We start from the raw sequence: 17,954 nt of genomic DNA, 5'->3' as shown, positions 1-17,954 counted from the left end.
CCACCTACCGCTATCTCTACCTCTACATGTGGCAGAGAGTGGTTCGATGGCTGCGAGCAAGACACCCGAAGCTGGGTTGGCATAAGATCAAACGCCGGTTCCTCACCGGACATCCGGCAAGCCGCCCGGTCGAGAACGGGATTGTGCTCTATAACCCGCAAGACATTGTCATCGAACGATATCGATGGCGCGGTTACACAATCCCTGCACCATGGACCAGTTTCGCAAACAGGTTGAACACAGCCGCACAAGCCTGACCTCATGGAGAGCCGGATGCGTTGAGAGGCGCACGTCCGGTTCGGCGGGCGACCTTGAGAAACGTGCCCGAGGAAACTCGGAAGGCGCGCTCAAGGTCGACCCATCTGCGGCAGACCACCCAAACAATGCGACGCGCATCATGTTCATCACTGGGCGAATGGTGGCGATACGTCGGTCAAGAATGCCGTGCTGCTGTGCCGCCGCCACCACACGCTCATCCATCAGAGTGAGTGGGAAGTGAAAATGGTGCACGACATACCGACGTTCTACGCACCCAGCTGGATCGACCCGTATCAAAAACCGAGACGCAACCTCATCAGTGCGATCGCGTGACCGCCGGGCCTTCGGCCGTGGCGAAGCGAAGCGAGCCGGTAAAGGCCTGATGCCGACCCGGTAAGCGGTAATGCCGGAAATCGGCGGTGCCAGCGCAGCCACGCACGCTCGCGATTGGGGCTTGACTTTGGGTCCGAGGTGCTACCTCGTCGCGAAGCGGCGATGAAATGACCCATCTCGTCAGGTCCTGCGCAACCGCCCACACAAGCCGACTTCACCGCCTAGGGTGACCACCGTGATCCGAGTCCTCATCGCCGACGACGAGACGCTGATGCGCGCAGGCATCCGGCTGATCCTGGAGAACGACCCGGACATCACCGTCGTGGCCGAGGCGAGCGACGGCAAACAGGCCGTCGAGCTCACCCTCCACCACACCGTCGACGTCGCGCTGCTCGACATCCGCATGCCCGGCGGCGACGGGCTCAAGGCCGCCGGGCAAATCGCGAGAAGGGCCAACGTCGTCATGCTCACGACGTTCGGCGAGGACTCCTACGTGGCGCAGGCGCTCAAGGTCGGCGCCATCGGCTTCCTGCTCAAGGACACGCCACCGCAGGACCTGATCGACGCCGTCCGCAGGGCGGCGAGCGGCGAACCGATCCTCGCCCCGCAGATCACGCGGCGCCTGATCGAACGTCACCTCACCGCGCCGGACGACGGATCCGAGGCGCGCCGGAAGATCGGCAAACTCACCGACGCCGAGCGGACCGTGCTCAAGCTCGTCGGTGAAGGGTTGTCCAACACCGAGATCGGCGAGCGGCTGTACATGGCGACCGGCACGGTGAAGGCGCACATCAGCCGGATTCTGCCCAAGCTGGAGTGCGCCAACCGCGTGCAGGCCGCCATCGTCGCCCACGACGCCGGGCTCACGCGGTCGTGATCAGCCGGAGGTGAAGCGGTCCAGTGCGCGGATCTTGTTGGTGGCGTCCAAGGCGGCGACCTTGTAGGCCTCGGACAGCGTCGGGTAGTTGAAGACCGTGTCGACCAGGTAGTCGACCGTGCCGCCGCAGCCCATCACCGCCTGGCCGATGTGCACCAGGTCCGTGGCGCCGGTGCCGAACACGTGCACGCCGAGGATCTTTCGGTCCACAGTGGACACCAGCAGCTTCAGCATGCCGTACGCGTCGCCGACGATCTGGCCGCGCGCGAGTTCGCGGTAGCGCGAGATGCCGACCTCGTACGGGACCGCGGACGACGTCAGCTCGGCTTCCGTGGCACCGCAGTAGGAGATCTCGGGGATCGTGTAGATGCCGATGGGCTGCAACGCGGTCAGCTCGTGCACCGGCTCGCCGAACGCGTGGTACGCGGCCAGGCGGCCCTGGTCCATCGACGTGGCGGCGAGCGCCGGGAAGCCGATCACGTCACCGACGGCGTAGATGTGCTCTACCGGCGTGCGGTAGTGCTCGTCCACCGAGAGGCGGCCGCGGGTGTCCGCCTCCAGGCCGGCGGCGGCCAGGTCCAGTTCCTCGGTGGTGCCCTGACGGCCCGCCGAGTACATGACGGCGGCGGCCGGGATGCGCTTGCCCGAGGCGAGCTGCGTGACGGTGCCGCCCTCGGACACCTGGACGTTCACGACCTTCTCGCCGAAGCGGAACGTGACGGCGAGGTCGCGCAGGTGGAACTTCAGCGACTCAACGATCTCCGGGTCGCAGAAGTCCAGCATCCGTTCGCGCTGCTCGACGACCGTGACACGAGTGCCCAGAGCGGCGAACATCGACGCGTACTCGATACCGATCACGCCGGCGCCGACGACCACCAGTGACGACGGGATCTCCGTGAGTGCGAAGACCTCGTCGGAGTCGAGGATGCGCTCCTCGTCGAAGTCCACCACGGACGGACGCGCGGGCGTCGTGCCGGTCGCGATGACGATGTGCTCGCCGCTGATCGTCGTCCGGTCGCCGCGGTGACTTCCTTCCACCGCAACGGTGTGCGGGTCGACGAAGCGACCGAAGCCGTTCAACAGGTCGATGCCGTTGCGGTGCAGCTGCGCGCGGACGACCTGGACCTCGCGGCCGATCACGTGCTGCGTGCGGGCCATCAGATCGGAGATCGTGATGTCCTGCTTGACGCGGTAGCTCGCGCCGTACAGCTCGCGCTGGCTCATGCCCGTCAGGTACAGGACGGCTTCCCGCAGCGTCTTGGACGGGATCGTGCCCGTGTTCACGCAGACGCCGCCGACCATCTCCTGCTTGTCGATGATGGCCACGCGCTTGCCCAGTTTCGCGCCCGCGATCGCGGCCTTCTGGCCACCGGGACCAGAGCCGATCACGATCAGGTCGTAGTCGTACGACGTCATGGCCGTCAGCCTACTAAGACGGATTCGATTCCACCGCTGAAAGAAAAATGAACACTTCGGCGACAAGGTTCGTTCGTCGGGCCATGACCGAACTTCGCACCTTCCGTCTGCCCGAGAGCGTCACCGGCTCGGACGACGACGTCGAACTCGGCCGCGGGCTGATCGAAGCCTGGCAGGCCGACGGGATCCTGCAGATCGCGACGGACGCGGCGCAGGACCGCACGACAGCAGAAGCCATGGCAGCAAGCAGAAGGTTCTTCCACGGTCTGTCCCTGGAGGAGAAGTCGCGCTTGGTCAGCGACCTGACCTACGCCGGTTACATCGCGTCCGGTGAAGAGGTCACCGACGGCATCGCCGACTATTCGGAGATCTTCACCGTCTGCAAGGACGTTCCGCTCGACGACTCTCGGGTCGTCGGCAAATGGCCGTGTCACGGACCGGTTCCGTGGCCCGACGACCGCTACCGCGACGCCATGCGGAACTTCATGGCGATGCTCGGCGCCGCGGGCGAGAAGATCCTCAAGCTCACCGCGCTGGGCTTCGGGCTCGACATCGACACGTTCACCAAGCTCACCGCCGACGGCTGGCACCACATGCGGGTGCTGCGCTTCCCCACCAGGTCCGGCGCGGTCGACCGCGGCATCGGCGCCCACACCGACTACGGCATGCTCGTCCTGGCCGCGCAGGACGACGTCGGCGGTCTCTACGTCCGTCCGCCGATCGAGGGTGAGGAACGGCCGCGCAACTGGCTGCCCGACGAGTCGGCCGCCGGATGCTTCCAGGATGCGGAGGGCTGGACGTTCGTCGAACCGGTCCAGCACGTCTTCACCGTGTTCCCCGGCGACATCCTGCAGTTCCTCACCGGCGGCAAGCTGCTCTCGACCCCGCACAAGGTCGTGCTGAACACGCGCGAGCGGTTCACCATGGCGTACTTCCACGAACCGAACTTCGAGGCCGTCATGCGTCCGTTGGACGACCCGCAGGGCGACGACGTCATTCACTACGGCACGCACTTCACCAACATGTTCATGCGCTGCTACCCCGACCGAGTCACCACGAGGCGGATCCTCGACGAGGACCGGCTGACCGTTCTCAGCGAACTCCGTTCTGGGGCTCGTCACTCCCGAACGGGATGATCAGGTCGAGCAGGCGGGCCGCGGCGCGGTACTCCGCGACGCGGTCCGCGAACGGCCGCCGCACGATCCTCTGCACGGTGTCCTTCGACAGCCGCTCGTAGGCGGGAACCGTGTCGTGGCTGAGGAAGTCCCAGCGGGCCACCCGGTCCGCGTAGTTGAACGCGGGCAGCGGACCGCCGAACAACGGCAGGTACTGCGCCGGCGTCTTGCCTCCGGGCACCGGCATCGGACCGGCCACGGTGATCGCGTACGTGACGACCTCACCGGGCGGCAGCAGCCGGGACCGCATCCGGTCGAACTGGTCGGCGATCACCAGGTTCTGCTCGCGGGACGAGAACGCCATGACCGCGTGCGCCGGGTCCGCCCACGCCGCGGTGGTGTCCGGGTCGATGATCCCCGCGTCGCGCATCTCCTCCACGGCCTTGACCCCGCCGTGGAGGTAGGCGGCGTGCATCGCACCGAGGTCCATGAAGATGTGCTTCTGCATGGACATCAGCATCGAGGAGAACCAGCGCAGCTCCGGCACCGTGCCGAGGTCGAGCATGCCGGCGGCGAACGCGGGCGCGCCGATGTTCGCGAACCCCATCCACCGCAACGTGTCCGGGTGCTGCAGGTAGAGCTTGGCGTAGAAGTCGTAGACGGCGAAGATCACCGCGCGGTTGGCCTCGGCGCCGCGCTGCGGGTCCCAGTCGGCCAGCGTCACGCCCGCGTCCTCGGCGGCGCGCACGATCCAGTACTGCCACAGCAGGGCCTGGAACCTGGTCGGCGGAACACCCTTGGCGCGATGGCGGTTCAGCACGGCCTCCAGCACGGCCCGGTCGTACGGCAGGTCGGGGTGGACCCCACCCCGTTGTTCGCCGTTTCCGTTGGACAGCGGCAGATCCAGGTAGTCCACCGTGTCCGCCCTGGTGGCGCCCATGCTGGTGAGCACGAGCGCCGCCACAACCATGAGCACGCGCATGAATGCGAATCGTAGTCCGATCAAGCAGGTTTTCCGTTCACAGTGGTGCCCGGAAAAGTGATGTTCTGCGTGTTCGTGAGCTTGTTGCCGCCCTTGGCGATCGAGGTGAACTTCGAATTCGACACGACGACGCCGGTCACTTTGGACGCCGATAGGCCATCGATCTCAACGGCGTACTCCTTTGAGCCCGCGACGGTGAGCCGTTCGAACGTCAGGTTCCGCACGACCGGGTTCACGACCGGGCCGGAGCTGCCGGAACCGCTGTAGTTCAACGTGATCAGGATCGCCGACTTGGTCAGCTTGTTCGCGGTGATGTCCCGGAGGTGGACGTTCTCGATGACGCCGCCGCGGTACTTGCCGGTCTTGATGAAGACCGCGTACCACAACTGGTCCGAGGCGTTCGCCTGGTTGACGACACAGTTGCGCGCGTAGATGTTCCGCGCGCCGCCGGAGGCCTCGCTGCCGATGCAGATCGCGCCGCGGTTCGAGAACACGAACTTGTTGTTTTCGATCACAATGTTCTGCGAAGGCATGTTCACGCGGCGCCCGTCGACGTCGCGGCCGGACTTGATCGCGATGCAGTCGTCGCCGGTGTTGAACGTCGAGTCCTTGATGTGCACGTCGGTGCAGCACTCCGGGTCCACGCCGTCGTTGTTGCCGCCTCCGCCGCGGCTGTTGATCGTGACACCCTCGACGGTGACGTTGCGCGACTTCACCGGGTGCACGCTCCACATGGGCGGGCGCTCGATGGTGATGCCGCTGATCAGGATGTTCTCGCAGGACACGAACTGGATCAGGTTCGGCCGCAGCCTGTGGCCGTCGCCGAGCTTGCGCTGCGCGACCGGGGTGCCGTCCGTGCCCCACTTCTGCAGCAGCGTCCAGTCGGATCCGCCGCTGCCCCACGGTTTCCAGGTCTGACCCTGGCCGTCGAGCGTGCCGCCGCCCGTGATCGCGATGTTGGTGGCCTTGTTGGCGTAGACGAACGCCTGGTGGTTCAGGCACTCGATGCCCTGCCACCGGGTCTCGACCACCGGCAGGTACTTCTGGGGGTCCGGGCTGAAGAGGAGCTTGGCGCCCTTGTCCACGAACAGGTTCACGTTGCTCAGCAGGGTGATGCCGCCGGTGAGGAACGTGCCGCCGGTGGCGACGACCCGGCCGCCGCCCGCCGCGTTCGCCGCCTCGATCGCCTTCCGGAACGCGGCGGTGTTGTCGGTCTTGCCGTCCGCCTTGCCGCCGTACGCGGTGACGTCGAAGTCGCGCGCCGGGAAGGTCGGCGGCTTGATGCGGGCGAGGATCGCGTCGACGTCGTCCCACGGATCCGCGTGCGCTGTGCCGTGGGCGAGCATTCCAGCCGCCACCAGTCCGGACACCTTGAGGAAGGTACGCCGGGAACCAGCCATTTCCGCCTCCGCTGCACTCGTGGGCTGCAAACGTTTTCAGCGGCGGCGCGAAGGCCAGCGTATACGGTCTTGGCGTGACTCCCAAGGATTCGTTCGTCGCCGCTGTTCGGGCGGGGTTGCAGGAGTTGGCGGATCCGGTGAAGGCGCCGGAGATGCAGGCGTACATGAAGTCGGACATGCCGTTCGCCGGCGTGCCGAAGCCGGGACGGGTGACGCTGCTGAAGTCGCTGCCCCGGCTGGAGTCCCGCGACGAGTGGCTCGACGTCGTGCAGACGCTGTGGCGGGAGGCCACCTACCGCGAGGAGCGGTACGTCGCGCTGTCGCTGAGCGGGGATCGTCGCTTTCAAACCGTCGAGCTGATGCCGTGGTTCGACGAGATGATCGTGACCGGCGCCTGGTGGGACTTCGTGGACGAGATCGCGTCCCGCCTGATCGGGCCGTTGCTGCGGTCGTCGCCGGAGGTGATCCGGCCGCAGATGCTGAAGTGGTCGACCGACGAGGACAGGTGGCGGCGGCGGACGTCGATCATCTGCCAGCTCGGGGCCAAGGACGCGACCGACGTCGAGCTGCTGACCGCGTGCATCGACGCCAACATCGACGACCGCGACTTCTTCCTGCGCAAGGGGATCGGGTGGGCGCTGCGCCAGTTCGCGAAGACCGAGCCGGGGTGGGTGCGGTCGTTCGTCGAGGCACGGCCGCGTCTGTCGCCGCTGTCACGGCGTGAGGCGCTCAAGCACCTCTAGCCGTGCTTCGCGCGTCCCGAGTACGTGAGCGGGAAGACCAGCTCGGCGCACGCGGCCGGGACGTCCTTGGCGACCTCGACCTTCATCCCGACCTCGACCGCGCCGCCTGCCGGGATCTCCACGACGTCGGTGAGCGGCACGACGGTCAGCACTCCAGCAGGGCACCCCTCGACGCGCTGCTGGGTGGCGTCGAGCGGCTGACCGGGGATCGCGGACAGGCTCTCGACGATGATGTCGACCGGGTTCGGGTTCGACAGCCGCACCTTGCGCTCGCCCACGGCGCCGGGTCGAAGTTCCACCGGAGCGCCGGAGATGTCGTTGATCTCGAACGGCTTGAGCTGCTGCATGTCCGACTCGCCGCTGCTCACCGAGTAGGCCATGGCCGGCCGTTCCGGGTCGGGCCACGTCAGGTGCATGGCCGCCACGACGGCCGCGCCGACCATGAGAATCGTCAACGACACGGCGATCTCAAGGCGCGGACCCAGACTACGCATGGCGCAACTCTCCAGAGTTGTTGCTCCAGGCGGTGGGTTCGCCTCTAGCTCCCCACCGGACCGGCGACCAGACTCGCCCGGTGGTTCATCGCTTCGCCCCTCGGCCCAGCGGGCCGCGTCGACAATCTTGGAGAAGCTTCACGTACTGCGCAAGCGTCCGACGGGCGCCGATTTCCCCTTGTAACGAGGGACCTTTGGCACCTTGACAGCTACGCAGGGCTACCACCTGCTGGTTTGATTCCAAATCCCGATGTCCGGGATTCGACCGATCGAGCGAACTTTTACGGACAATCTTTCTGGGTGTACGTGGTGGCCCAGCTGCCGACCGTGGCCTGAACCCGCACACGGCTGATCGAACTGGGCACGGAGTAGGTCAACGAGGCCGTGGTGGCGGTTTCGCTGAACGGAGCATTCGCACCGTTTCCCTGTTGCCACAATACTGTGTACAAACTGGCGCCCGGCACCGGGTCCCACGACACCACCGTCGAGGTGCCCTTCGCGCACGAGGTGATCACCAGCGCCTGCACCGTGCCGGCCTTCGCCTTGGCCGCGCCCGGCGCCGCGGTCTGCCAGGCGGCCCGGGCGGCCGGTGCCGCGACGAGGCACAGCACGGCCGCTCCCGCGATCACCGCCCGCATCACGCGCTCGCGATCGTGACGAGAACCGGGACGTCGATCGACGCGCCCTGGCAGGTGTTCGCCGCGTTCGAGCTCATCGTCACCGCGCCGGTCAGCGTGATGGCGACGGGACCGCTGCCCGCGGCCAGTGCCGTCCCGGGCGAGCGCTGGGTGAACGTCACGCCGCAAGTGGCGGGACCGTTCGGCGCGACGGTCGTGACGACCACCGGGTACGGGTTGGGGTTCGACACCGTGACGACCGCGTCGCCGGTGCCGCCGGGGTAGAGCAGACCGGTGGTGACGGCGCCGCCCGACACCACCGGAGCCTGTGCGGTGCCCGCCTTCGTGGTGGCGCTGCCGCTGCCGGAGCTCGTCCACGCCGCGTAGGCGACCCCCGAGCCCAGCGCGGTCGTCATCACCGCGAAGACGATGACGCCTCGGCGGACGTACCGCCTGCGGACGAGTTCCTTGAAGCTGATCATGGCTTGATGGCCGTTCCCGTGTAGGTGAGGGGGAAGGTGAGGTTGCGGCAGCCGTCCGGGGCGGTGGCCGTCATCCGGACGGTCAGCGGCACGTCGGCGTAGCTGTTCTTGGCGATGACGATCTGCGTGGCCGGCGGTGCGACGGTCACGGCGTTCGCCGGGCAGTTCGGGGAGGGCCGCCCGACCGACGTGTCCAGCCGGGTCAGGAGGATGTCCTGGTTGCCCGGGTTGGTGACCCGGACCTTCCGGATCACCGTCCCACCGGGAACCAGCCCCGTCGCGGTGCCGACGTCCGCGATCGTGAACGCCTTGGCCGGGCTCTCCGCCGCGCTGGACACCGGTGCGAGCACCAGCAGCACGGCGAGCGCGATCAGGACGCGGCGCATCGATCAGGCAGCCGACTCGAGCGTGGCCGTGAGCGGGAGCGTGAAGCTCTGCGACTTGCACTCATCAGTCGCGTTGGCGCTCATGGTCGCCTGGAGCGTGTAGTTGCCGGACGTGCCCGGTGCGATCGTGCCAGCCGGGTTGGTGACAGCGGGGCTGGTGACCGTGCCTGCGACGCAACCGTTGACGAGTTCGGAGGAGCCTGCGGAGATGCCGGTGACCCTGACCGGGTAGCTGTTCGGGTTGTTGATCGTCACCTGGAAGCTGACGGTCTTGCCGGGGAACAGGCCGCCCGCGCCGTCCACAGCGTTGATCGTCGAGTTGGCGCTCGTGGTGGAGCTGACCGTGCCGGAACCGGAGCCGGTGCTGGACCACGCCGCATAGGCGACGCCTCCGCCGACGGCGACGACGGCGACAGCTGCGATGACGGCGGTGCGCTTGCGCATTTCGTTCTCCTGAGGGAAATCCGTGGTGGGATGCCTCAAAGTTTGGAGAACGTTCAAGCACTACACAGCGTGCACAAGACACGAGAAAATGGACCTGCCCGGCACTGTTGTCAATCCGCACAGATCGGTACTCGCGCACACGCGGACTACAGGTCAGGGCACTCATGACGCGGAAAAGGCCCGAGATTCCGCAGAATCTCGGGCCTCACCAAGTGTAACCGACTAAGCGCCCTGTGTTCGATTCAACGCAGAGATGCGCCCAAACGTTCGCCGGCGGCCGCTACGGCCACATCGCGAGCCCTCGTCGCTTCTTCCACCGTCAGCGTGCGGTCCGGCGCGCGGAACCGCAAGGAGTACGCGAGCGACTTCTTGCCCTCGCCCACCTGCTCACCCGTGTAGACGTCGAACAGGCGGATGTCCTCCAGCAGCTCACCCGCGGACGCGCCGAGCACGTCGGACACCGACTGCACCGGCACCGAGGCGTCCACGACGAGCGCCACGTCCAGCAGCACCGGCGGGTACGCCGACACCGTCGGGGCCGGGCGGTGGTCCTCCAGCGGCAGCGCGTCCAGGTCGAGCTCGAACGCCACGGTCCGCCTGGGCAGGCCCAGGGCCTCGACGACCTTCGGGTGCAGCTCACCGGCGTGACCGACCGGCCAGTCGCCGACGCGCAGCTCGGCGCAGCGGCCGGGGTGCCACGGCAGCAGGTCGGACGCCACGACGCGCAGGGAGACCCCGTACGCCTCACCGGCGCGGCGGGCGGCCTCGACCGCGTCCGCCCAGTCGGCGATGCGGCCCTTGCCCCACCAGCCCGCGAGCTCGCGGTGCCCGGTGAGGACACCCGCGACGTGCAGCGGCTGCTGCGGCAGCGCGGCCAGCATCGAGGCGACCTCGGCCTCGGTCGGACGGCGGTCCACCCCGAGCGCGGGCACCGGGACCTGTTGCGCGCGCGGCAGAGTCACCTGCGCGATGTTGTACAGCGCGAGGTCCTTCGCACCACGGGCCAGGTTCCGCTGCAACGTCTCCAGCAGACCGGGCAGCAGGGTCGTCGCGAGGACGTTCTTGTCCGCCTCCAACGGGTTCAGCACGCCGACGGTGTTGCGGCGCACGTCGTCCGCGGCGAGACCGAACGCGTCGAACACCGACGGGTCGATGAACGGGAACGGCTTCACCTCGACGAACCCGGCCTCGGCGAGCGTGCGCCACACCGTGCGGCGACGGCGCTGCTGCTCGGTCAGACCACGACCGGCCGGGGCGGGCGGCAGCGTGGACGGGATCGTGTCGTAGCCCTCCAGCCGCAGCACCTCCTCCACCAGGTCGGCGGGCTGCACGAGGTCGGCACGCCACGTCGGCGGCACGGCCGTGACGATCGTCTGGCCGTCGTCGGAGGTGGTGACGGAGACCTGGCAGCCGATCTGGCCGAGGCGGCGGGCCGTGACGCCCCGCGCGTAGCGGACGCCCGCGACCCGGTCCGGCAGGTCGATCGGCATCGACACCGGCTCGGGCAGCGACGGCACACCGACGTCGGTGCGGCCCGGCTTGATCTGGCCCTCGGCGTAGTGGTTGAGCAGCTTCGCGGCCCGCTCCAGCGCGACCGGGGCCAGCGCGGGGTCGACCGTGCGCTCGAAGCGCTTGGCGGCCTCGGACGGCAGCTTGTGCCGGCGGACCGTGCGCGCGATGGACGCCGGGTCCCAGTTCGCGGCCTCCAGCAGGATGTCCGAGGAGTCGTCCCGGACCTCCGTGGACGCACCGCCCATGACGCCGGCGAGCGAGATCACGCCGGAGTCGTCCGCGATCACGATGTCGTCGGGGTCGAGCGCGCGCACCGCGTCGTCCAGCGTCGTCAGCTTCTCGCCGGCGACGGCACGGCGGACGGTCAGCGCGCCGGACAGCGCCGCGGCGTCGAACGCGTGCAGCGGCTGGCCCAGTTCGAGCATCACGTAGTTCGTGACGTCGACCGGCAGCGAGATCGAGCGCATGCCGGCGAGCATCAGGCGGCGGCGCATCCACCACGGGGTGGGCGCGGTCGGGTCGACGCCGGTGACGCGGCGCGCGACGAACCGCGAGCAGCCGGTGCGGTCCTCGATGTGGACCGGCCACGCCTCGCCCTCGGGCTCGGGGATCTCGACCACGCCGGGGTCGCCGAACGGCACGTCGAGCGCGCACGCGATCTCGCGGGCCAGGCCGCGGACCGAGAACGCGTAGCCGCGGTCCGGGGTCGGCGCCAGCTCGATGACCGTGTCGCCCAGGCCCAGCAGCTCCAGCGCGTCGTCACCGGGCTGCGCGGTGCCGGTGGGCAGCACGAGGATGCCGGAGTGGTCGTCACCGATGCCGAGCTCGTCGGCGGCGCAGATCATGCCCTGCGACACGCGGCCGTACGTCTTGCGCTCGGCGATCGCGAACCCGCCCGGCAGCACGGCGCCGGGCAGCGCGACGACGACCGAGTCGCCCTCGACGAAGTTGGTGGCCCCGCAGATGATGTGGTTGACCTGCTCGGGGCCGACCTCGACCTCGCAGTAGCGGATCGGCTTCTTGAACTCGGTGAGCTCCTCGATCGTGACGACGCGACCGGCGACGATCGGGCCGGTCACGGGACCGAGCGGGCTCACCTCCTCGACCTCGATGCCGATGCGGGTGAACGCCGCGGCGAGCTCGTCGGGCGTCGGGGTTTCGTCGAACTCCAGGTGTTCGACCAGCCAGCTGACCGGGACTCGCATCCGGCTCAGGCCTCCGTTCCGAAAGGCTGGGTGAAGCGGACGTCGCCCTCGACCATGTCGCGCATGTCGGGCAGGCCGTTGCGGAACTGCAGCGTCCGCTCCAGGCCCATGCCGAACGCGAAGCCGGAGTACACGTCCGGGTCGACGCCGCAGGCGCGCAGCACGTTGGGGTTGACCATGCCGCAGCCGCCCCACTCGACCCAGCCGGCACCGCCCTTCTTCTCCGGGAACCACACGTCGACCTCGGCCGAGGGCTCGGTGAAGGGGAAGAAGCTCGGGCGCAGGCGGGTCTTCGAGTCCTCGCCGAACATGGCGCGGGCGAACGCGTCGAGCGTGCCCTTGAGGTGGCCCATGGTCAGGCCCTTGTCCACCGCGAGCCCCTCGACCTGGTGGAACACCGGGGTGTGCGTCGCGTCGAGCTCGTCGGTGCGGAACGTGCGGCCGGGGCACACCACGTACACCGGCGGTTCGCGGTCGAGCAGCGTGCGCGCCTGCACCGGTGAGGTGTGGGTGCGCAGGACGAGCTCGGAGTCGGCGGGCGCGATGTAGAAGGTGTCCTGCATGGAGCGGGCGGGGTGGTCCTTGCCGAAGTTCAGCGCGTCGAAGTTGAACCACTCGGTCTCGAGCTCGGGGCCCTCGGCGATCTCGTAGCCCATGGCCACGAAGACGTCGCCGATGCGCTCGGCGAGGGTGGTGATCGGGTGGCGCGCGCCGCGGGGGAAGCGGTCCCAGGGCAGCGTGACGTCGACGGTCTCCTCGCGCAGCACCCGCTCGTCGCGTTCGACCTGGAGCACGGCGTGGCGCTCGTCGAACGCGGTCCTGATCGCGGACTGCGCCTCGTTCACCCGCTTGCCCGCCTCGGCCTTCGCCTTGGGCGGCAGTGCACCGATCTCGCGGCGGGCCAGCAGCACGGGCGACCGGTCACCGAGGTGACCCGGCTTGACCGCCGCCAGGGCCTCGAGGTCGGCAGCTCCGGCGAACGCCTCGCGCGCCTTCTGCACGGCCGCGTCGAGGTTCTCGGCCGACAGCGCCGCGACCTCCTTGGGGTCGTACGGGTCGTTGGCTCCGGACATGGTTTTCGGACAGCTCCCGTCGCGGACTTCGGTAATCAACAGACCGATCCTAGTGGAGGCGGTCTTGACCACTCCGCGGCGTTGGCGTTAAAGAGCGGCACCGGCCCCTCGTCCGTCCCTAGGATGGGCGGCACCATGTCGCACACCTTCCGCGTCGACCTGCGCGGCATCATCGACCTGCTCAGCCACCACCTGTACAGCAGTCCTCGCGTCTACGTGCGGGAACTGCTGCAGAACGCCGTCGACGCGATCACGGCACGGCGCGAGCTCGACCCGTCCTGCCCGGCCGAGGTGACGATCACCTGCGGCGCGGAGTTCCGGATCACCGACACCGGGGTGGGGCTCACCGAGAACGAGGTGCACGAGCTGCTGTCGACGCTCGGCCGCACCTCCAAGCGCGACGAGCTGGGGTTCGCCAGGGAGGGGTTCCTGGGCCAGTTCGGCGTCGGCATGCTGTCGTGCTTCCTCGTCGCCTCCTCCGTGACGGTGATCACCCGGTCCGCGCGCGGTGGCCCGGCGGTGCGGTGGGAAGCGGATTCTTCCGGGAACTACGCGGTTTCCGCTGTGGACGGTGACGTGCCGGTCGGGACGACGGTGGTGCTCACCTCGTCGCGCGGCAACGAGCACTGGCTGGAAGCGGACGTCGTGCGGCCGCTGGTGACCGACTACGGCGATCTGCTGCCCGCGACCGTGACGCTGGACGGCGCCGTCGTGACCCGCGGCGAACGGCCGTGGGACAGTCCGGAAGACGGGGAGGACGCCGATCTTTCCGCGTACTGCGAGCAGATCTTCGGGTTCACGCCGTTCGAGGCGATCCCGATCGAGGTCGAGGCCGCCGGGCTGACCGGTGTCGCGTTCGTGCTGCCGTCCGGTGTGCATCCGGGCACGCGGCAGACGCACCGGGTGTACCTGAAGCGGATGCTGGTCGGCGACAACGTCGAGGGGCTGCTGCCGGACTGGGCCTACTTCGTGCGGTGCGTGGTCGACGCGTCCGCGATTCGGCCGACCGCGTCGCGCGAGTCGCTGTACCAGGACGAGATGCTGCTCGCGGTGCGCGAGGAGCTGGGTGAGCAGATCCGCGACTGGCTGATCCGGCTGGACGCGATCGAGCCGCGCCGCGCCGGTGAGCTGCTGGCCGCGCACCACCTCGGGATCAAGTCGCTGGCGCGGTCCGACGACGAGATGCTGCGGCTGGTCGAGCGGTGGCTGCCGTTCGAGACCACCGACGGCGCGATTCCGTTGCGGCAGTTCAGGCGCAAGCACGGCGCGGTCCTCTACATCCCGGACGTCGACGAGTTCCACCAGCTCGCACCGGTCGCGGCAGCGCAGGGGCTGGGCCTGGTCAACGCCGGGTACGCCTACGACCTGGAGCTGCTGAACCGGCTGAGCGCGCTGGACGGTCCGTCCGTCGCGCGCCGGGTGGCCCCGTCGGAGCTGCTGGCGGCGCTGGCCGATCCCGAGCCTGACGTCGAGACCGCGTTGCGGCTGCGGCTGTCCGAGGGCGCGGCGGCGCTGGACCGGCACGACTGCGACGCGGTGATCCGCGACTTCGACCCGGTCTCGCTGCCCGCGTTGCTGATCACCAACGCCGAGCAGCAGCGCAGGCTCGACACCGAGCAGACCGCCGAGGAGGTGACGGACCCGTTGTGGGCGGAGCTGCTCGGACAGCTCACCGCCGGCTCCGGGACGTCCCGACCCGAGCAGCTGGTCCTCAACTGCCGCAACCCGCTCGTGCAGCGGCTGGCGCGGCTGACCGACCCGGCTCTGGTGGAGCTGACGCTGGAATCTCTGTACGTGCACGCCGTTCTGCAGGCTCGGCGGGCGATGCGACCGAAGGACACGGCGGCGCTGAACCGCTCGTTCCTGGAACTTCTGGACCGCGCTGTGGGGGGACGATGACCGACTTCACCGCCCAGGACGCCGAAAGAGCGTTCGTCGAGGCCTACAACATGCCGACGGGCATGCCGAAGCACGAGGCGCTGGAACGTGCCGCGCGCATGTCCGACGCGGTCGGGCACCTGCCGCTGGGGGTGTCGTGCCGGATCGCGATGATCGACTCGGCCTACTACCTGTCGCGCTACGACCTGATGCTGGCGCCGTTCGCGTGGGCCCGCGCCGCCGAGGAGAAGGACCCGGAGGCGTTCAACGACTACGAGATCCACTCGCTGAACTGGTCGCACAAGTGGATCGCGACCGGCCTGCGCCGCGACCCGCGGTTCTCGCTGGAGCAGCTGCAGGCGGTGATCGGGCAGCTCGCCGACCGCTACGGGCGGCTCGGGTTCTCGGTGCAGCCGGTGCACGGTGCGCGCGCCGAGTACGCCTACCACGTCGGTGACATGGCCGGTCTGGCCGAGCACCTCGGGAAGTACCTGGCCACCGAGTCCGGTCCGATGGCGGACTGCGACGCGTGCGTGGTCGAGGAGCAGGTCTGGATGCTGGCGCGGCTGGGGCGGCATCAGGAGGCCGCCGCGCACGGCTGGGAAGGCCTGTCCGGCAACACGAACTGCTCCACGCAGCCGCAGGGCATCCTCACGGCGCTGCTGTGGCCGTTGCTGGAGATCGGCGACGCCGAACGGGCCGCGCACGCGCACACGACCGCGTACCGGTTGATCAAGGACGACGACATCACCTCGTACGTGCACGAGCACATCCGGTTCTGCGCGCTGACCGGCAACCTCGCTCGTGGCGAGGACGTCCTGCGCCGGTCGCTGCACAAGGTGACGGCCACCCAGCTGCCCGCCGACGAGATGTCGTTCGCCGAATGCGCTTCCGTTCTGCTGCAACGGCTTCCGGCGGACACGGTGTTCGAGGTGCCGTCGGTCGGGTCGCTGACGGCCGCGGAGCTGCTCGACCGTCTCTCGGCGCGGGCGCTGGAGCTCGCCGGGGCGTTCGACGCGCGCAACGGGACACCGGTGTGGGTCGAGCGGGTGTCGAAGGCGTTGGCGCAGGCCGACTACGCCCCCGTCGAGCTGGCTGTCCCGTCCGCACCGGTTGAGGTCCCCGCCGAGGAGCCCGTCGTGTCCGGCGACCCGGTGGAGATCGCCGAGGCGATGGTGACGCTGTACGAGCAGGGCGACTTCGTGAAGGCGCGGCGGATGCTCGACTCGCTGCCCGCGGACATGGACCCGTTGCTGCCGCCCGATCTCGCGGCGCACGCGGGCATCCGGCGGATGACGACCGGGCTGGTGCCGTTCGACTCCGAGCTGTTCGAGCAGCTGCTCGGCGCGCTGCCCCACGACTACGCGCTGCGCTACCGGGCACGGCTCGCGATCGGGCTCGAAGGCGGCCTGGAGCTCGCCGAGCGGTGCCTGGCCGAAGCCGAGTCCGACTTCACGCGGGCGGTCGCGGCGCTGACGCTGGCCGAGTTGCTCGACGACGCGCACGACCACGAGCGGGCCGGCGAGATGATCACCCTGGCGTCCTCTTTGGACGTTCCGGAGCTGCGCGGCCGGGTCCTGGTCGAGGCGGCGGAACACCGTGCGCGCCAACAGGACCTCGAAGGCGCGTACGCGGACGTCGTGGCGGCCATGGCGGGCGAGCTGCCGGTGAGCGCGCGGTTCGAGGGCTACCGGTTGCGGTTGCGGCTGGAGACCCTGCTGGGCAGGGTTCCCGAGGCGATGGCGACGGCACGGGAGTTCGTGGCGGCGTTCCCGCTCCCGGAGGCCGCCGAGGCGCGCTGGTACCAGGTGGCGTCCATCCAGGAGCTGGACCAGGAAGCGGCGTGCCTGCCCGACCTGCGCGAGGCCGTCGCGATCTCGCGCGTGCACCTCTCCCCCGGCCACACCGCGCACTTCTGCTTCGCGCTGAGCGGCGGGTACGTGCAGACGGACCGGTTCGTCGAGGCCGCCGAGGTGCTGGAGGAGTCGTTGCGGCTCCTGCAGGACGGCCAGGAGGACCTGCGGCTGCAGGTCGTCTTCCGGCTCGGGCAGGTGTGCCGCAGGCTGGGCGAGCTCCCGGCCGCCGAACGGCACCTGCGCGAGGCCTCCTCCTTGCTGCCACCGGAAGAGGTGGGCAGGCGGGCGTTCCTGCTCGATGCGTTGGCCTCGGTGCAGGGCCGCATGGACAAGCACGACGAGGCGACGGCGTCCTGGCGCGCGGCCGCCGCGTTGTGGCAGCAGGAGGGCAACATCTCCGAGGCGGTCGGGTCGCTGGTCGAACTGGCCTCCGCCCTGCCCGAGGACGAGATCGCGGAGACCCGCGCGGCGGTGGACGAGGCGGAGGCGCTGCTGCCGTCGCTGGACGACCCGCGCGAGGTCACCCGGCGGCAGGCGGAGATCCTGGCGATCCGCGCCTGGGTGCACGGCCAGGCCGGCGAGTTCGCACTGGCGATGAAGCACTACCGGGACGCCGAGGCACTGGTGGTGTCGCTCGGTGACGAGGGCTGGCGGGTGTTCATCGTGCTGCGGGCGGCGACCTTGCTGCTCGGGGCGGACGATCCCGAGGGCGCGGAGGCCGAGGCGCGGCGGGCGGCGTCGCTGCTGCCCGACGACAACCTGGTCGGCAACGTGCTGTCGGTGCTCTCGGAGGCGTTGCGGCGCCAGAACAAGCCGTCCGGCACCGACCCGCTGGTCCGAGACCTGACCGCCCGCCTCGATTAGGTCGATGAAGGGCGCCTTC

General features: G+C 69.1%; 17 protein-coding genes. 7 read left to right on the top strand and 10 right to left on the bottom strand.

The window, feature by feature from the left end; genetic code table 11:
* The 3 genes from ABZV40_RS06140 to ABZV40_RS06130 all read left to right on the top strand — a co-directional run.
* The coding region (locus tag ABZV40_RS06140; RefSeq protein ID WP_355436572.1) for a hypothetical protein at positions 1-257 on the top strand (257 nt) is incomplete at its 5' end.
* Positions 258-360: 103 nt separating this feature from the next.
* On the top strand, positions 361-591 hold the full coding sequence (locus tag ABZV40_RS06135; protein WP_355436607.1) for an HNH endonuclease signature motif containing protein: 231 nt from the start codon (positions 361-363) through the stop codon (positions 589-591).
* Between the two features lie 235 nt (positions 592-826).
* Entirely contained in the window at positions 827-1,468 is a 642-nt protein-coding gene (locus tag ABZV40_RS06130) for a response regulator transcription factor (protein WP_355436569.1), read from the top strand.
* Here ABZV40_RS06130 and sthA read toward each other — a convergent pair whose 3' ends face one another.
* Positions 1,469-2,884, bottom strand: coding sequence for a Si-specific NAD(P)(+) transhydrogenase (sthA, locus tag ABZV40_RS06125; RefSeq protein WP_355436566.1), 1,416 nt, complete (start codon positions 2,882-2,884; stop codon positions 1,469-1,471). It abuts the gene before it with no gap.
* Between the two features lie 83 nt (positions 2,885-2,967).
* On the opposite strand from sthA, the gene ABZV40_RS06120 reads away from it, so the two are divergent.
* Positions 2,968-4,020, top strand: coding sequence for a 2OG-Fe(II) oxygenase family protein (locus ABZV40_RS06120; protein WP_355436564.1), 1,053 nt, complete (start codon positions 2,968-2,970; stop codon positions 4,018-4,020).
* On the opposite strand, the gene ABZV40_RS06115 is transcribed toward ABZV40_RS06120, so the two are convergent.
* On the bottom strand, positions 3,977-4,981 hold the full coding sequence (locus tag ABZV40_RS06115; RefSeq protein ID WP_355436561.1) for a hypothetical protein: 1,005 nt from the start codon (positions 4,979-4,981) through the stop codon (positions 3,977-3,979). The two genes, ABZV40_RS06120 and ABZV40_RS06115, sit on opposite strands and share 44 nt — an antisense overlap.
* 20 nt (positions 4,982-5,001) lie before the next feature.
* Positions 5,002-6,351: a glycoside hydrolase family 28 protein gene (locus ABZV40_RS06110; protein ID WP_355436558.1), complete on the bottom strand. Its 1,350-nt coding sequence runs from the start codon at positions 6,349-6,351 to the stop codon at positions 5,002-5,004.
* Positions 6,352-6,455: 104 nt separating this feature from the next.
* Between ABZV40_RS06110 and ABZV40_RS06105 the strand changes: the two genes are divergently transcribed.
* The gene (locus tag ABZV40_RS06105) at positions 6,456-7,124 is read left to right on the top strand and encodes a DNA alkylation repair protein (protein ID WP_355436556.1); all 669 of its coding nucleotides are present in this window, start codon (positions 6,456-6,458) and stop codon (positions 7,122-7,124) included.
* Here the strand turns inward: ABZV40_RS06105 and ABZV40_RS06100 are convergent.
* The 7 genes from ABZV40_RS06100 to pheS all read right to left on the bottom strand — a co-directional run bounded on the left by ABZV40_RS06100 (position 7,121) and on the right by pheS (position 13,337).
* Positions 7,121-7,618: a hypothetical protein gene (locus ABZV40_RS06100; protein ID WP_355436554.1), complete on the bottom strand. Its 498-nt coding sequence runs from the start codon at positions 7,616-7,618 to the stop codon at positions 7,121-7,123. The genes ABZV40_RS06105 and ABZV40_RS06100 overlap by 4 nt on opposite strands.
* A 281-nt stretch (positions 7,619-7,899) precedes the next feature.
* Positions 7,900-8,256, bottom strand: coding sequence for a hypothetical protein (locus tag ABZV40_RS06095; protein WP_355436551.1), 357 nt, complete (start codon positions 8,254-8,256; stop codon positions 7,900-7,902).
* Positions 8,256-8,717: a hypothetical protein gene (locus ABZV40_RS06090; RefSeq protein WP_355436548.1), complete on the bottom strand. Its 462-nt coding sequence runs from the start codon at positions 8,715-8,717 to the stop codon at positions 8,256-8,258. The genes ABZV40_RS06095 and ABZV40_RS06090 overlap by 1 nt, the downstream gene beginning before the upstream one ends.
* Entirely contained in the window at positions 8,714-9,103 is a 390-nt protein-coding gene (locus ABZV40_RS06085; protein ID WP_355436545.1) for a hypothetical protein, read from the bottom strand. Before ABZV40_RS06085 ends, ABZV40_RS06090 begins: the two co-directional genes overlap by 4 nt.
* Positions 9,104-9,106: 3 nt before the next feature.
* Positions 9,107-9,547, bottom strand: a complete 441-nt coding sequence (locus ABZV40_RS06080) for a hypothetical protein (protein ID WP_355436542.1) — start codon at positions 9,545-9,547, stop codon at positions 9,107-9,109.
* Positions 9,548-9,789: 242 nt separating this feature from the next.
* Positions 9,790-12,264, bottom strand: coding sequence for a phenylalanine--tRNA ligase subunit beta (gene pheT, locus ABZV40_RS06075; protein ID WP_355436539.1), 2,475 nt, complete (start codon positions 12,262-12,264; stop codon positions 9,790-9,792).
* 5 nt (positions 12,265-12,269) lie between these two features.
* Positions 12,270-13,337, bottom strand: a complete 1,068-nt coding sequence (gene pheS, locus ABZV40_RS06070; protein ID WP_355436536.1) for a phenylalanine--tRNA ligase subunit alpha — start codon at positions 13,335-13,337, stop codon at positions 12,270-12,272.
* Positions 13,338-13,472: 135 nt separating this feature from the next.
* On the opposite strand from pheS, the gene ABZV40_RS06065 reads away from it, so the two are divergent.
* Both ABZV40_RS06065 and ABZV40_RS06060 read left to right on the top strand, forming a co-directional pair.
* Positions 13,473-15,236 (top strand): HSP90 family protein, encoded by a 1,764-nt coding sequence (locus tag ABZV40_RS06065; protein WP_355436533.1) that lies wholly within the window; start codon positions 13,473-13,475, stop codon positions 15,234-15,236.
* Positions 15,233-17,935, top strand: a complete 2,703-nt coding sequence (locus ABZV40_RS06060; RefSeq protein ID WP_355436530.1) for a hypothetical protein — start codon at positions 15,233-15,235, stop codon at positions 17,933-17,935. Before ABZV40_RS06065 ends, ABZV40_RS06060 begins: the two co-directional genes overlap by 4 nt.
* Positions 17,936-17,954: the final 19 nt, after the last annotated feature.

Origin of the sequence: Lentzea sp. NPDC004782 (assembly GCF_040609115.1) — a bacterium.
In the GTDB taxonomy this organism is placed as follows: Bacteria; Actinomycetota; Actinomycetes; order Mycobacteriales; family Pseudonocardiaceae; genus Lentzea.
This window is presented reverse-complemented; position numbering and strand designations above follow the sequence as displayed.